This window comes from Peribacillus sp. S4 (assembly GCF_046715815.1).
Lineage (GTDB): Bacteria > Bacillota > Bacilli > Bacillales > DSM-1321 > Peribacillus > Peribacillus frigoritolerans.
This window is the reverse complement of record NZ_CP175708.1, coordinates 3,130,602-3,144,814: the sequence shown is the minus strand read 5'-3', so window position 1 is coordinate 3,144,814 and position 14,213 is coordinate 3,130,602. Positions and strand designations below refer to the sequence as shown.

Below are 14,213 nucleotides of genomic sequence, written 5' to 3'. Positions count from 1 at the left end.
ATGGCTGAAGTAAAAGTACCTGAATTAGCAGAATCAATTTCTGAAGGATCTATTGCGCAATGGTTAAAACAACCCGGTGATCACGTTGAAAAAGGAGAATATGTCCTTGAACTTGAAACGGATAAAGTGAACGTTGAAATCATTTCAGATTATACTGGTACACTTTCTGAACATTTAGCAGAAGAAGGCGATACTGTCCAAGTCGGACAGGCTATCGCCATCGTTGATGAAAATGGATCAGCTGCAGCAGCTCCAAAAGCGGAAGCTCCTAAGGTTGAAGAAGCTAAAGCAGAACCAGTTAAGGCTGAACAAGCGGCTCCTGCTAAAGAGGCTCCTAAAGCAGAAGCGAAAGAATCATCATCCACTCAACAAGTTATTGCATCACCAGCTGCAAGGAAATTGGCTCGTGAAAAAGGAATTGACTTGACTCAGGTGCCTGTAGCAGATCCACTAGGTCGTGTACGTGTACAAGACGTAGAAGCAGCAAGTAATGCACCTGCAGCTCCGGCAGCACCTGCGGCAGCTCCAAAACAAGCTCCTGCAGCTAAACAAGCAGCAGCTCCTGTTGAAGTGAATGATGACCGCATTGAAGTGGTTAAAATGACACGCCGTCGTCAAACCATTGCCAAACGTCTAGTTCAAGTACAATCAGAAGCAGCCATGCTTACAACTTTTAACGAAGTCGATCTTTCTGCAGTCATGGAATTGCGTAACCGCCATAAGGATTCTTTCGTGAAAACAAATGATGTTAAACTTGGTTTCATGTCATTCTTCACTAAAGCGGTCATTGGCGCATTGAAAAAATATCCGTTATTGAATGCTGAAATCCAAGGCGACCATATCCTGAAAAAGAACTTTTATGATATCGGTGTAGCAGTATCCACTGATGAAGGTCTTGTCGTTCCGGTTGTAAGGGATGCTGACCGCAAAAGCTTTGCTGAAATCGAGAAGAACATTTCGGATTTAGCTGTTAAAGCGCGTAACAACAAACTGGGACTTTCAGATTTATCAGGTGGTACTTTTACCATCACTAACGGAGGGACTTTCGGTTCCCTATTATCAACACCAATATTGAATGCCCCTCAAGTTGGGATTTTGGGCATGCATACAATCAAGACTCGTCCAATCGCTGTTGGAGACCAAATCGAAAACAGACCAATGATGTACCTTGCATTATCTTATGATCACCGTATCGTAGACGGAAAAGAAGCTGTTGGTTTCTTGGTGGCCATCAAAGATATGCTTGAAGATCCAGAACAACTTTTACTTCAAGGCTAATAAAATAATACTACCCCCCTGTCATCTTGACATGGGGGTTTTTTTGTTGAACAAGAAAGGATATTTTCATAGAAAAAAAGATAATGAAATTCAAGAAAGTTCATCTCTAATAAAAATGAATGTTTTTGAATGTATTTTTGGATGAATTTGATTATTTTTAAACGTTTATGATTGATTATTCTTTCATTTTCATATATGATGATGATATTAAAGTGAGGTGGGCGAATTGTTGACAACTGAAAGGCACCAGTTCATCTTATCGATCCTTAAAGAACAAGGAACGGTAAAGCTGCAGGAGCTTGTAGATCAGTTACAAGCCTCGGAGTCGACCATTCGGAGAGATTTAGTGCAACTCGAAGAAATGAAGCTCTTGAAACGCGTGCATGGCGGGGCCTCTTTACTGCAAAGAAAAGGCCTTGAGCCAACAACTATGGAAAAGCAATACAAAGCAAGAGCTGAAAAACAACTTATAGCAAAGCTGGCGGCTTCATTCATAGAGAAAAATGATTGTATATATCTTGATGCAGGCACGACAACTGCCGAAATGATTCCTTATTTAAAAGATAAAAATATAACGGTGCTGACAAATGGTCTTATGCATATTCCAAAACTCATCGAATTGGAAATCAAAACAGTGTTAGTTGGCGGAATGATAAAGTTTTCGACAAATGCAATTATAGGAAGTAATGCTGTACAGTTTTTGAATGAATACCGTTTTGATAAATGTTTCTTGGGAATGAACGGCATCCATCAAGAATTGGGTTTCACAACACCAGACCCTGAGGAAGCCCTGCTGAAGAAGATGGCATTACGTCTCTCTAACGAGACCTACGTGCTTGCTGACAGTTCAAAACTTAATGAAGCTACTTTCGCCAAGGTGGCAGATGTAAGCGATGCCATTATCCTTACTGACAGCAATGATGAAGAGGCTGTTGCTCACCTTCAAAAAAATCCAAAGGTAAAGGTCGTGACCATTTAATGATTTATACAGTGACACTTAATCCATCCATCGATTACCTGGTCGAAGTGGAGAGCTTTCAAATGGGCAAGGTGAATCGAACCAGTTATGATGCAAAATTCCCTGGAGGGAAAGGGATCAATGTTTCCCGTGTGCTAAAAAGGCTGGGAAATAGTACAACAGCGTTAGGATTCATCGGTGGACAAACAGGTGAATTTGTAAAAAGGTTTTTAAGACAGGAAGAGATTTTCACGGACTTTACAGAAATAGCTGGAGATACAAGAATTAACATTAAATTGAAAACAGGGCTTGAGACCGAAATAAATAGCCAAGGGCCAGTCATTTCAAAAGGGAATTATCAACAATTATTTAGTCAGATTGAACAGTTGAACAATAATGATATCCTCATTTTGTCAGGAAGCATCCCTCCAAGCGTTCCTTCGGATGTTTACGAAGCCATGGCAAGGTCTTGTACCCATAATGGCATTAAAGTGGTGGTGGATACGAGTGGCAAGGAATTACTGAATGTCCTTCCACACCGGCCATTTTTAATAAAGCCCAATCATCATGAACTGGGTGAGCTTTTTTCCACCGAAATAAGTAACATTGAAGATGCTAGGGAATATGGTGCTAAATTGGTTGAAGCAGGAGCACAAAACGTTATTGTCTCAATGGCGGGACAGGGTGCCGTGCTTTGCTCGGGTGGAGAATCATATTCCGCAAATGTTCCAAAAGGGAACGTCATCAACTCAGTGGGTGCCGGTGATTCCATGGTCGCAGGTTTCATCGGGACATATGAAAGGACAGGGGATATTCTATCTGCTTTCCGCTTCAGTCTTGCGGCAGGAAGTGCTACAGCCTTTTCATCCGATCTCGGTACATTGGATAAAATTGAAGAGTTATTACCGCAAATTGCTATCAATCAACTAACAGGAGGCTGACTCTATGAAAATTACAGACTTGTTAAAATTGGATACAATCATAATCAATCTGCAAAGTGTTACAAAGCAAGAAGTCATTGATGAACTATCAGGAAAGTTAGCCGAGGCAGACAGGTTAAATGATGTGGATGGTTTCAAAGCTGCCATCTTAAAACGTGAAGAACAAAGCACAACCGGGATTGGTGAAGGGATAGCCATACCGCATGCAAAAACAAATGCTGTAAAGATACCTGCCATCTGTTTCGGCAAATCGGTCAGTGGTGTGGATTATGAATCGCTTGATGGACAGCCGGCCCATTTGTTCTTTATGATTGCTGCCAGTGAAGGAGCGAATGCAGATCACTTGGAAACTCTTTCCAGGCTTTCTTCGTTACTGATGGATGATAAATTCAGGGCCCGATTGATTTCTGCTTCTTCTGGTGAGGAAGTGTTGGAGATAATCAATCAAAAAGAAATGGAAGCTTATGAAGAAGAAAGTGAAGAAAAGCAATTGAGTAATGGCTCCAGCAGTAACGATAAAGGAGGTAAAATCCTTGCCGTTACAGCTTGTCCAACAGGAATTGCCCATACTTATATGGCTGCCGATGCGTTAAAGGCTAAAGCGAAGGAAATGGGAATCGATTTCAAAGTAGAAACAAATGGTTCCACAGGTATTAAAAATGGTTTAACCGCCGCAGAAATTGAAGAGGCGGATGCCATTATTGTTGCGGCTGATAAGCAGGTGGAAATGGATCGTTTTAATGGAAAACATGTCATTATTGTCCCTGTTGCCCAGGGGATCCGGAAGACCGAGGAACTGTTAACCAGAGCCATGAATCAGGATGCACCTGTTTACAAAGGAACTGGAAATGGTAAAAGTGATGAAGGTGATTCAGCTAAGGGAGGATTGGGGATTTACAAGCACTTAATGAATGGTGTAAGTAATATGCTTCCATTTGTCGTCGGGGGCGGAATCTTGATTGCGCTTTCTTTCTTTTTTGGAATCGAGGCAGCCGATCCGGCAAATTCGGATTATAATCCCATTGCCAAAGCACTAAGTGATATTGGCGGGGGAAATGGTGCCTTCTTCTTGCTTATCCCAGTACTCGCTGGATTCATTGCTTCAAGTATAGCCGACCGTCCAGGTTTTGCCCCTGGTATGGTAGGTGGATTATTGGCAGCACAGGCTAATGCCGGTTTTCTTGGCGGACTGATCGCCGGTTTCCTTGCAGGTTATGTCGTCTTACTATTAAGAAAATTGTTTTCCAAGTTACCGCAAACACTTGACGGCATTAAACCGGTTTTACTCTATCCTGTATTCGGAATGTTAATTACAGGGTTTATCATGATATTTCTCGTAAATGAACCAGTAACAGCAATTAACACGGGCCTGACCAATTGGCTGCAGGGCTTATCCGGCACGAACGCAATATTCCTCGGCTTAATTCTTGGGGGCATGATGGCTGTGGATATGGGAGGCCCCTTAAATAAAGCGGCATTCACTTTTGGGATTGCAGCCATTGAAGCATCAAGTTTCGGACCGCATGCTGCAGTTATGGCTGGTGGAATGGTTCCTCCTCTTGGAATCGCACTTGCAACTACATTCTTTAAAAGTAAATTCAGTGAAATGGAAAGGAAATCCGGCTTCACTAATTACTTCATGGGTGCTTCGTTCATTACAGAGGGAGCCATTCCTTTTGCGGCGGCGGATCCATTGCGGGTTATTGTCAGCAGTGTTATTGGGTCAGCGACGGCAGGAGCGCTGTCAATGGCTTTTAGAGTAACATTGCCAGCGCCGCATGGGGGTATATTCGTCATCCCCCTAGTCAACCATCCTTTCCGCTATTTGCTGGCGATTTTAATAGGAGCCCTCATTACCGCTTTAATATTGGGAATCTGGAAAAAGAAACAATAATAAATATACTACAAAAGCGGGTCCGAGATAAATGGACCCGCTTTTTATTACTTCCATTCCAATATTTCGATCCCGCCGAAGGGATCGGTTAAATATATACGGTTCGCACCGGGCAACCTCCCATCTACTGTAAAAGAAATATGCTTAGTCATTAAAATGTTGTTTAAATTCGTTGAGATTTTTAACTTCAAGTGCTGGAGCGCTTTTCTTGCGTAATGAAATGATCCTCCGTTCCGACATGAATCTTAATCGATCCCGATTCGAACCATAACCCGCCATTGGAACTTAATGACAGGGGCTTTTTCACTTCCCGGAACATTAGTATCTCAGTGAAAAACTTCCTTGATTGGTCCTCGGTATTAGGAGATGCTAATTGGTAATGGTCGATTGACTTAAAAAGGAAGTTCATTTTGCTACTCCTCCCAATTCCTTATATATCCAATTTTAAAATAAAAAGATCAATAAGGATGCTTTTTTTGATTGTCATCGATAAGATTTCCTTATGTTTTGTCGTGCATGGTTTAAGAAAGCATTAATATTTATGTTTATGGGTAAAGGAGTATTAAAATGAATAAAAGGAGTGAATGTACATGCTGAAGAAAAATACCTTAAAAACGGTGAAAAGGGATGATATGATTGATGTTACGTCAGAAGTACAGGCATTCATCAAGGAAAAGGGGATTCAAGAGGGTGTAGCTCTTATATATTGTCCACATACGACTGCAGGGATCACGATCAATGAAAATGCTGACCCCGATGTCAAAAAGGATATATTAAGAAGATTGGATGAGCAGCACCCATGGAATCATACATTGGATTTACATATGGAAGGAAACACGGCTGCCCATTTGAAATCAAGTACGGTTGGTTCTTCACAACAGGTGATCATCCATAAAGGGAGCTTAGTCCTTGGTACTTGGCAGGGTGTGTATTTTTGTGAATTCGATGGTCCAAGAGAAAGGCAATATTTTATTAAATTATGTGTCGACCAGTAAAATGGAAGGTTCAGCATGGATGAAGTGGGAGGAAGCGGAGTGGACGATGTTCGGATTGAAGGTAGCAAAGTCATATTGAGGAATGTAAAACAAGCCGATTTAAAACGTTTATGGAGCCTGAAATATGGCGAAACCGATCCGGAATGGAAAAAGTGGGATGCACCTTATCTCCCTCTTGAACTCATTGATTTCCATACGTTTATCGAAAAAGAAACGAAGCATAAAACCTATGATGAAAAAATCGGGACTTACTCCGAGCTATTAATGGAAAAAAACGATCAAATTATAGGATCTGTTGTATATTACTGGGAACATGAACCTTCACGCTGGCTTGAAATCGGAATTACTATTTTTGATCCCCAGTATTGGAATGGCGGTCATGGGACAGAAGCATTAATGATGTTCAGTGGGTATTTATTCGAAAACCTGGAGATTGAGCGGGTTGGACTTACAACTTGGTCAGGTAATGAACGTATGATCGCAGTTGGGAAAAAGGTAGGAATGCAAGTAGAGGGAAGAATGAGAAAATGCCGCTATCATGATGGTTATTATTATGATTCAATCAGAATGGGAATACTGCGGGAAGAGTGGGAATCATTAAAATTTCAAAGGTAAATTGAAACGTGAAAATATTTCCTGCATTTCCTTGGAAAAAATTTAGCACTGTTTTCTCCAATATGGTCTGTTATCCTAGGAAGGTGCTTAACGAGGAGGTAACAGGATGAAATTATCAGTATTAATATCCGTGATAATGACTCTAAGTGTCATCGTACTTGGTATAGCTTTTCCTAAGGGAACGACAACTAAAGCTTCTGATGGGGCAACTAAACATGTCATTAAACAAGGTGAATCGATTTGGGATATTGCAAAGCAGCACGGTGTTCCAATCGGTAAGTTAAAAGAAGTCAATCATAACGTAAATAATGTTGCCGAACCTGGTAAAACATTGATTATTCCACATGTAATGAATGATAAAGATAAAGAATTATTAGCAAGGCTTGTGCATGCAGAAGCCAAAGGGGAACCATACAGAGGAAAGGTCGAGGTGGCGGGAGTTGTTTTGAATCGCCTTGATAGCAATGAATTCCCTGATACGGTCCGGGAAGTGATTTATCAAAAAAACCAATTCTCGCCTGTTGGTGATGGCAGTATAAACAAACCGGCAGGAAAGGATGCCAAGAGAGCTGTCAATGAAGCATTGGCTATTCATGGCTACACAAATGATGCCTTGTATTTTTGGAATCCAAGTATTTCGGACAGCGAATGGATGAAACAATTAGAGGTAATAAAAATTATCGGCGGGCACCATTTTGCCATCTAAACTGCATCTTAAGAACCGGTTTTCCAAATGGGAGACCGGTTCTTTTTTTTAGAAAACCGTTAAATGATATCAGCCCACATTTCGCGGGGATTCAGCTCATAAATGCTGTTTTCGCGGTACATGATGCTTCCGATAATGAGTTCACGTCTTATCGTTGCATAATCATCATGGAAAGACTGGATGAATTCATTCAGTTCTTTTTCTGGATATTTACGTCCCTTTTCCAGAAGGCTTCCAATATGATGAAGAACGATCATTTTCTTTTTTCTTTGTGCTGGTATAGTTTTTAGTCGACCATCTGGAGTATAAAAGTTTTCAAGGATCTTTTTATGTTCTAAAATCAGCTTTTGATTTTCCATTTTACTGGAGTCCCCCTTAGTTGAAACCATTTTAGGCAATGCTGACGAATAATGCTGCAGGACATCTTCATTCAAAAAATAATAGACCGTATTTTTTTCCCTCCGGTCCTTCACTAAATTAATGTCTTTCAATTTCGATAAATGGTGTGAGATGGTCGGAGCCGTCAATTTTAGTATACCTGCAAGTGCCTGTCCGTGTTGTGGACCGTTTGCCAGGATGGATATTATCCTGATCCTTGTCACATCACCAATCGTCTTGTGGAAAGCGACCAATTTTTCTAATTGCACTTTATCCCCCCTCATAATTAGATTAACATCTAATTAGATAATAATCTAATTAGTGGCAGTTAATCAAGTTACTATTCACTTTTCTATATTGCTTGGAAGATCTGATGTATACTTTAGGGGAATACTAAAAAAATTAATCCGGAATTAAGGAGCTGTAACATGGCCAATACTCATGTTTATACAAGAAAAGAAGAGGTGGTCAATGCGATAACCCACGGTGTCGGCGTTTTGTTGAGTATTGCCGCACTTGTGTTTTTAATCATATTCTCAGCCCAAACAGGATCGCCTTGGAATGTAGTCATTTCGGTCATATATGGTGTTTCCATGCTTCTTTTATACGTCTCTTCCACTTTAGTGCATAGTTTTCCAGAAGGTAAAACAAAGGATATTTTTGAAATCTTTGATCATTCAGCCATATATATATTCATTGCAGGAACATACACGCCAATCATGCTTCTTGTGATCAAAGGGTCACTGGGCTGGACACTGCTAGGTATCATTTGGGGAGTTGCAATCATTGGCGTCGTCTTCAAAGCTTTCTATGTGAAAAAATTCCTCTTCCTTTCGACGATCCTTTATATTGCCATGGGGTGGATGATCGTTATCGTTTGGGGACCACTTACAGCTACGATGCCTGCAGCGGGTATCCAGCTACTGATTGCAGGGGGATTGCTTTATACGTTCGGAGCCATCTTTTATGTTTGGCGGGGTTTTCCGTTCCATCACGCGGTTTGGCATGTATTCGTGCTTGGGGGAACTGCCACACACTTTTTTGCGGTATTGTTTTATATCCTTCCACAATGATAACTTGGCCGATTTGATGTATTTGAGAGATTGGTTGAGGTTTTAAATGACCCCCATTAGGAAATAAGTAAGGTATACAAACTAAAGGAGGAAAAAACTAATGGGGAGATCAATCAAAATATTATCAGTGCCGTTTGCCGCTATGCTTGTTTTGGCTGGATGCGGCGAAGAAAAAGATGAAGTGAAAAACCCCCCGGTTCAGGAAAATAAAAATCAAGCTGAAAATAATCCTGAAACAGGCAAGGATAATAATGAAAAACTGCCTTTCACATATAAGGATTTTCAATTAGAAGTGGATTATACCGGCAATGATAACGAATACGAAGCTGAATATGATACAATGGGAGCCCAAACAGAAGCTTCAATCGAGGATAAGCTTAACAAACACGAAGTTCACGGTGATGAAGCAATGAAAGAGCTGACCCCGATTCTAGAAAAATTGACATTCACTAAAGATTCAACAGATGAGGAAGTCATTCAAGAAGTGACAAAAGCTTTTAATTTGAAGGATGGCTATCAAGAATTTGATTTAGAGGTCGTTTTCGATGATGGTACGAAAAAAGAATATAAAGTGAGTAATATGTAACTAAAATCCGTAACGATATTCTGCATGTTTCTGTGTGCCTTCAATAGTTGTCAAATTACTGTTCCTATAGTAAAATGATTACGGTTAGCAAAGGGGATAATATACATTTGCTATTCATATTCGGACTTATGGGGATAGGACCGCAATAAACACTTGCAAAAAAGATTCTTTTTTAAGAGTCTTTTTTTTTGCAGTATTCTGGAAGTTGAATATAGAAGAAAAGAGAGGATGCCATAAGCGGTATCCTCTCTTGATTTACCCATCATTGGGATATTGGTGCATTTTTTTTTGGCAGCATATTAGCCGACGCTAACCTTGAACGGATTGTAATGCCAAGCCAAGATGCAAGGAATGCCTTTAAAACGCCTACGATTATAAATGGTGCAAAACCGCTGGCAAATGCTACTGGCCAAGATAATGAACTCATATATTTTAACCAAACCGTACCGATTACCAAAGTAATTATCATCCCGATTGTATTTGCAACGAAAGCCATTGCAACGGAGAAACGGGTTTTTTCCAATATCAGACCCGTTATATATACTGTCGGGATATAGGATAATAAATAACCGCCAGTCGGACCGAATATTTTAGCTAGTCCCCCAGACATTTCAGCGAAAACCGGTACTCCCGCTGCCCCTATGAACAAGTATAATAAAACGGAAGAGGTTCCATAACGTGAACCCAGTATTGTTGCTGCCAGTCCAACAGCTAAAGTCTGTCCTGTAATCGGAACTAAGGGCAGTGGAATTGTAATTTGGGCAAGTATTCCTATAAGTGCTGCAAATAATGCTGTAACCATCATCATTCTTAACTTCTCATGACGCTCCTTCATCGTGTTTCCTCCTAATGTAAACCTGGATATGTAACGAGTTAACATATAAAGAATTTTAATATGTTAAGTAAACACTGTCAATGGTATTATGCATTTTATTTCAATAATGGTCCTAGAGAATACAGGGTTTTACAAGGATGAAATTCAAAACTTGGAAAATAAATGAAACTTTTTGAATCCATCAATCGTATGAATGGTAAGCGAACTAAATGGAGGGGATTATAACCATAGATTATTAATGTTGGTAAAACGCTTATCCTAGGCCATTAAAGTAGTATGCGGCTTGGAAAAATCGAATTTAAAGGATGAAAGAGATGGAGTTATTTGGAGTTCCATTAGAAACAGTCTATTTATATGGATTAATTATATTCGGGGGGTTAACATTCTTATTTATCTTGTTTAATGATATATTTTCCGGCCTTGAATTACCGGATATATTTAATCCTACGCTCATTTTTTGCTTTTTGACCGTGTTTTTTGCGAGTGGTTTTTTACTTGAATCGCTTTCAGGGCTTAATGCTGGATTATGTGCCGGCATTTCCCTCATCATTTCATTTACCATCGTCACTTTACTGAATGTATTTGTTTTGATTCCCATCTCATCAGCGGAAGAAAGTTTGACATTTCATGATAATGACCTGAGAGGAAGGGTCGGCAGGGTTCTCACATCAATCCCCGTTGACGGGTTTGGGGAAGTCCTGATAGAAAGCATCAGTGGAAGCATCGCCAAAACTGCGGCCAGCTATAAGAATGAAGGAATTGTTTCGGATACAAAGGTCTTGATCATCGAAGTTAAAAATGGGGTTATCTATGTTATGCCCCACCAGGATTAAAAAAGTGTAGGAGGTAAGGTATGTTTGATTTGATTTGGATAGTTGTCGCCATAGTTGCAGTTTTATTTATCGCACTTATTGCTGTCTTTGTTACGAAATATCGCACGGCTGGTCCTGATGAGGCATTAATCGTGACCGGAAGCTACTTAGGAAGCAAAAATGTTCACATTGATGAATCAGGAAATAAAATTAAAATCGTCCGAGGCGGGGGAGCTTTCGTTCTCCCGGTTTTCCAGCAAGCGGAACCACTAAGCTTATTGTCAAGCAAGCTTGAGGTCTCCACTCCCGAAGTATATACAGAACAGGGAGTTCCGGTCATGGCAGATGGTGTATCGATCATCAAGATTGGCGGTTCAATCACCGATATAGCCACAGCTGCAGAGCAATTCCTTGGTAAATCGAAAGATGACCGTGAACAGGAAGCGCGGGAAGTATTGGAAGGACATCTTCGCTCCATCCTTGGTTCGATGACAGTCGAGGAAATTTATAAAAACCGTGAAAAGTTTTCCCAGGAAGTTCAGAGGGTAGCCTCGCAGGACTTAGCTAAAATGGGACTCATCATCGTATCGTTCACGATTAAAGATGTTCGGGATAAAAATGGATATCTTGAATCGCTCGGAAAGCCTAGGATTGCACAGGTGAAGAGGGATGCCGATATAGCTACCGCCGATGCAGAGAAAGAAACGCGAATCAAGCGAGCCGAAGCTTCGAAGGAAGCGCAGCGTGCCGAACTTGAAAGGGCAACTGAAATAGCCGAAGCCGAAAAAATTAACAAGCTAAAGGTTGCGGAATTCCGTCGTGAGCAGGATATTGCCAAGGCACGGGCTGACCAAGCGTACGATCTTGAAACGGCCAGATCTAAGCAGGATGTAACCGAACAGGAAATGCAAATCAGGATCATCGAACGGCAGAAGCAAATTGAGCTGGAGGAAAAAGAAATCCTCCGCCGTGAAAAGCAATATGATTCAGAAGTGAAGAAAAAGGCCGATGCCGACCGTTATGCGGTAGAGCAGGCAGCCTCCGCCAACAAGATGAAACAGATTACAGAAGCGGATGCCGATAAGTATAAAATTGAAGCCATGGCGAAAGCGGAAGCGGAACGCGTTCGTATGGACGGTCTTGCTAAAGCGGACGCCCAAAGGGCACAAGGTACCACAGAAGCGGAAATCATCAGGTTAAAAGGGGTAGCAGAAGCAGAAGCCAAGCAGAAAATAGCTGAAGCTTTTGAACAGTTCGGGCAAGCCGCTGTAATGGACATGATTTTGAAAATGCTGCCGGAATATGCAAAACAAGTGGCTAGCCCGCTTAGTAATATCGACAAGATCACTGTAGTGGACACAGGCGGAAGCGGTGCGAATGGCGGGGCTAATAAAGTTACTGGATATGCAACGGATTTAATGGCATCCTTACAGGAGTCATTAAAAGCATCTTCGGGAATTGATGTCAAAGACTTGCTTGAGAATTTCTCAGGAAAACGAAATTTACCATTCACCACCATCAGCCAGGAGAATGTCGAAGCGAGCATGAATATGGCAGCAGGCAAGGAAGAGTAACAGAGAAAAAAATAAAAGGTAAATCATACTGTTCATCGAATGAAATTTAACCTGATGTATTACCAATACAGATAGGTTATTGGACTTACTTATAGAGAATAAACAACCAAGGATGATTGGTTGTTTATTTTTTGCTTTTTAATAAAGCCTAAATTCGTTTTTAGTTTTCGCTATTACTTAATGTTTGAAACCGATATTTGGATGTACTTAATACTTAAACTTAGTAACGTATTTAAAGACAAGTCTTTTCTTTAAACCTACTTAGTCAACGTATTTAAATCAACATATGCAGAGAAATCTCGTTTTGTTTTTGCTAGGTAGGATGCTTTGTTGAATGCAAAATCATACATTTTATCGACAAAATAAGATTCATCATCGTAAATGACACTATCAGCAATATAATATTCACAATATGGTGGACATATTGAAGGTGCACTCCTGGCAGCTGATCAGGCAGTTTTTGAAATCACTAATCTAAAAAAACAGACCTTAATAAAGGTAACTTAACATTCTATTAAACAATTAACTATTTTATTTTTTATCTTATTTTCAAAAATTCCATTACTAAACTGTAGGAGCTAATATGTGATGGAAATTATGAAAGCTATACAGATTCCGTCTAAAGGCGAATGAATTATCTGTATTAGAAGCAGCACCACTTATGTGTGCTGGTGAAACAACGTTTAGTGCATTAAGAAACAGTAAAGCTCGGACTGGCTATCGTGTATGTCTCCAATAATCTATAATAAATATTTTTTAATTATTTGTTAAATTCTGAATTATTTGTTGAAATATATATTGGAAGGTGTTTTAATAAATGTAAGAATATAACTTATCGGATATGTGATGTCTGAAAGGATAGAGGATGGGTGTGTAAATATGGGGAAAATATTCACCAAGAAAGTATCGGAAACAGTCGAAGAAGAAATAGAGAAGATGATTGAGTCTGGCAAATTCCAGTCAGGTGAAAAGCTACCTTCCGTTAGGGAATTATGTGATTTATTCGGTGTTGGACGTTCCGCTGTCCGAGATGCAATCACAACACTTAAAGGAAAAGGTACTGTTTACGTGAAACAAGGGGAAGGTACATACATTTGCGAATTTGATTCCGCAAAATTGTTTACCAACCATATGTTAATCCCCAGCTGTGAAGACATAAAAGACTTATTTCAAGTCAGGAAAATATTGGAGACAGGTATTGCGGAAATGGCTGCTTCCAATCGGTCGGTACAAGATTTGGTACGTATGGAAGAAATCCTTTTAAACCTCTGTATCAATGGCTGGGAAGGGGACTACCACTTTCATATGGCGATTGCTAATGCGACAGGAAACAAAAGCCTGATCCAATTAGTGCAAACCATTTCAACCACCATGAAGAAGGCAATGATTGATTTTCACAGGTATATTCAAGAGAATGAGAACATCGTAAAAACGATGGATGAACAACATGATAAAATCTATGAATCAATAAAGATGGGGAACCCTATAAAAGCTAATCAGTCGATGATTAGCCACTTACAATATGTTGAAGAAATTTTGCAAAACAATATTTTACAAAAGGTATGAAG

Annotated in this window: 15 protein-coding genes; 12 read left to right on the top strand and 3 right to left on the bottom strand. The window is 40.2% G+C overall.

Annotated elements, in window-relative coordinates; translation table 11 throughout:
- From odhB to ACJ9PY_RS14790, 4 genes are all read left to right on the top strand, one after another.
- A complete protein-coding gene (gene odhB, locus ACJ9PY_RS14805) occupies nt 1–1,278 on the top strand; it encodes a 2-oxoglutarate dehydrogenase complex dihydrolipoyllysine-residue succinyltransferase (protein ID WP_057277368.1) in 1,278 nt (425 codons plus the stop codon).
- A 226-nt stretch (nt 1,279–1,504) separates the two neighbouring features.
- Nucleotides 1,505–2,257, top strand: coding sequence for a DeoR/GlpR family DNA-binding transcription regulator (locus tag ACJ9PY_RS14800; protein WP_057277370.1), 753 nt, complete (start codon nt 1,505–1,507; stop codon nt 2,255–2,257).
- Complete coding sequence (gene pfkB / locus ACJ9PY_RS14795) at nt 2,257–3,177, top strand: 1-phosphofructokinase (RefSeq protein WP_411738452.1); 921 nt, start codon at nt 2,257–2,259, stop codon at nt 3,175–3,177. Before ACJ9PY_RS14800 ends, pfkB begins: the two co-directional genes overlap by 1 nt.
- 4 nt (nt 3,178–3,181) lie before the next feature.
- Complete coding sequence (locus ACJ9PY_RS14790) at nt 3,182–5,071, top strand: fructose-specific PTS transporter subunit EIIC (protein WP_411738451.1); 1,890 nt, start codon at nt 3,182–3,184, stop codon at nt 5,069–5,071.
- Nucleotides 5,072–5,258: 187 nt separating this feature from the next.
- Here ACJ9PY_RS14790 and ACJ9PY_RS14785 read toward each other — a convergent pair whose 3' ends face one another.
- Nucleotides 5,259–5,480: a hypothetical protein gene (locus ACJ9PY_RS14785; protein WP_364284265.1), complete on the bottom strand. Its 222-nt coding sequence runs from the start codon at nt 5,478–5,480 to the stop codon at nt 5,259–5,261.
- Nucleotides 5,481–5,661: 181 nt separating this feature from the next.
- Here ACJ9PY_RS14785 and ACJ9PY_RS14780 point away from each other — a divergent pair, with 181 nt between their 5' ends.
- The 3 genes from ACJ9PY_RS14780 (at nt 5,662) to ACJ9PY_RS14770 (ending at nt 7,387) form a co-directional block, all read left to right on the top strand.
- Nucleotides 5,662–6,066: a secondary thiamine-phosphate synthase enzyme YjbQ gene (locus ACJ9PY_RS14780; RefSeq protein WP_411738450.1), complete on the top strand. Its 405-nt coding sequence runs from the start codon at nt 5,662–5,664 to the stop codon at nt 6,064–6,066.
- Nucleotides 6,067–6,105: 39 nt separating this feature from the next.
- The gene (locus tag ACJ9PY_RS14775) at nt 6,106–6,681 is read left to right on the top strand and encodes a GNAT family N-acetyltransferase (RefSeq protein WP_098866637.1); all 576 of its coding nucleotides are present in this window, start codon (nt 6,106–6,108) and stop codon (nt 6,679–6,681) included.
- A 106-nt stretch (nt 6,682–6,787) separates the two neighbouring features.
- Nucleotides 6,788–7,387, top strand: coding sequence for a cell wall hydrolase (locus tag ACJ9PY_RS14770; protein WP_057277373.1), 600 nt, complete (start codon nt 6,788–6,790; stop codon nt 7,385–7,387).
- A 59-nt stretch (nt 7,388–7,446) separates the two neighbouring features.
- On the opposite strand, the gene ACJ9PY_RS14765 is transcribed toward ACJ9PY_RS14770, so the two are convergent.
- The gene (locus tag ACJ9PY_RS14765) at nt 7,447–8,034 is read right to left on the bottom strand and encodes a metalloregulator ArsR/SmtB family transcription factor (protein WP_411738449.1); all 588 of its coding nucleotides are present in this window, start codon (nt 8,032–8,034) and stop codon (nt 7,447–7,449) included.
- 159 nt (nt 8,035–8,193) lie between these two features.
- Here ACJ9PY_RS14765 and trhA point away from each other — a divergent pair, with 159 nt between their 5' ends.
- Together trhA and ACJ9PY_RS14755 are read left to right on the top strand one after the other, a co-directional pair.
- A complete protein-coding gene (gene trhA, locus ACJ9PY_RS14760) occupies nt 8,194–8,838 on the top strand; it encodes a PAQR family membrane homeostasis protein TrhA (protein ID WP_063575916.1) in 645 nt (214 codons plus the stop codon).
- 100 nt (nt 8,839–8,938) lie between these two features.
- Entirely contained in the window at nt 8,939–9,424 is a 486-nt protein-coding gene (locus ACJ9PY_RS14755) for a YusW family protein (RefSeq protein WP_411738448.1), read from the top strand.
- Nucleotides 9,425–9,686: 262 nt separating this feature from the next.
- Here the strand turns inward: ACJ9PY_RS14755 and ACJ9PY_RS14750 are convergent, their stop codons facing one another.
- A complete protein-coding gene (locus ACJ9PY_RS14750; RefSeq protein ID WP_048679976.1) occupies nt 9,687–10,259 on the bottom strand; it encodes a biotin transporter BioY in 573 nt (190 codons plus the stop codon).
- Between the two features lie 314 nt (nt 10,260–10,573).
- Here ACJ9PY_RS14750 and ACJ9PY_RS14745 point away from each other — a divergent pair, with 314 nt between their 5' ends.
- The 3 genes from ACJ9PY_RS14745 to ACJ9PY_RS14735 all read left to right on the top strand — a co-directional run bounded on the left by ACJ9PY_RS14745 (nt 10,574) and on the right by ACJ9PY_RS14735 (nt 14,211).
- Nucleotides 10,574–11,092: an NfeD family protein gene (locus ACJ9PY_RS14745; RefSeq protein WP_057277378.1), complete on the top strand. Its 519-nt coding sequence runs from the start codon at nt 10,574–10,576 to the stop codon at nt 11,090–11,092.
- 20 nt (nt 11,093–11,112) lie between these two features.
- The gene (locus ACJ9PY_RS14740) at nt 11,113–12,645 is read left to right on the top strand and encodes a flotillin family protein (protein ID WP_098186946.1); all 1,533 of its coding nucleotides are present in this window, start codon (nt 11,113–11,115) and stop codon (nt 12,643–12,645) included.
- Between the two features lie 879 nt (nt 12,646–13,524).
- Nucleotides 13,525–14,211: a FadR/GntR family transcriptional regulator gene (locus ACJ9PY_RS14735; RefSeq protein ID WP_411738447.1), complete on the top strand. Its 687-nt coding sequence runs from the start codon at nt 13,525–13,527 to the stop codon at nt 14,209–14,211.
- Nucleotides 14,212–14,213: the final 2 nt, after the last annotated feature.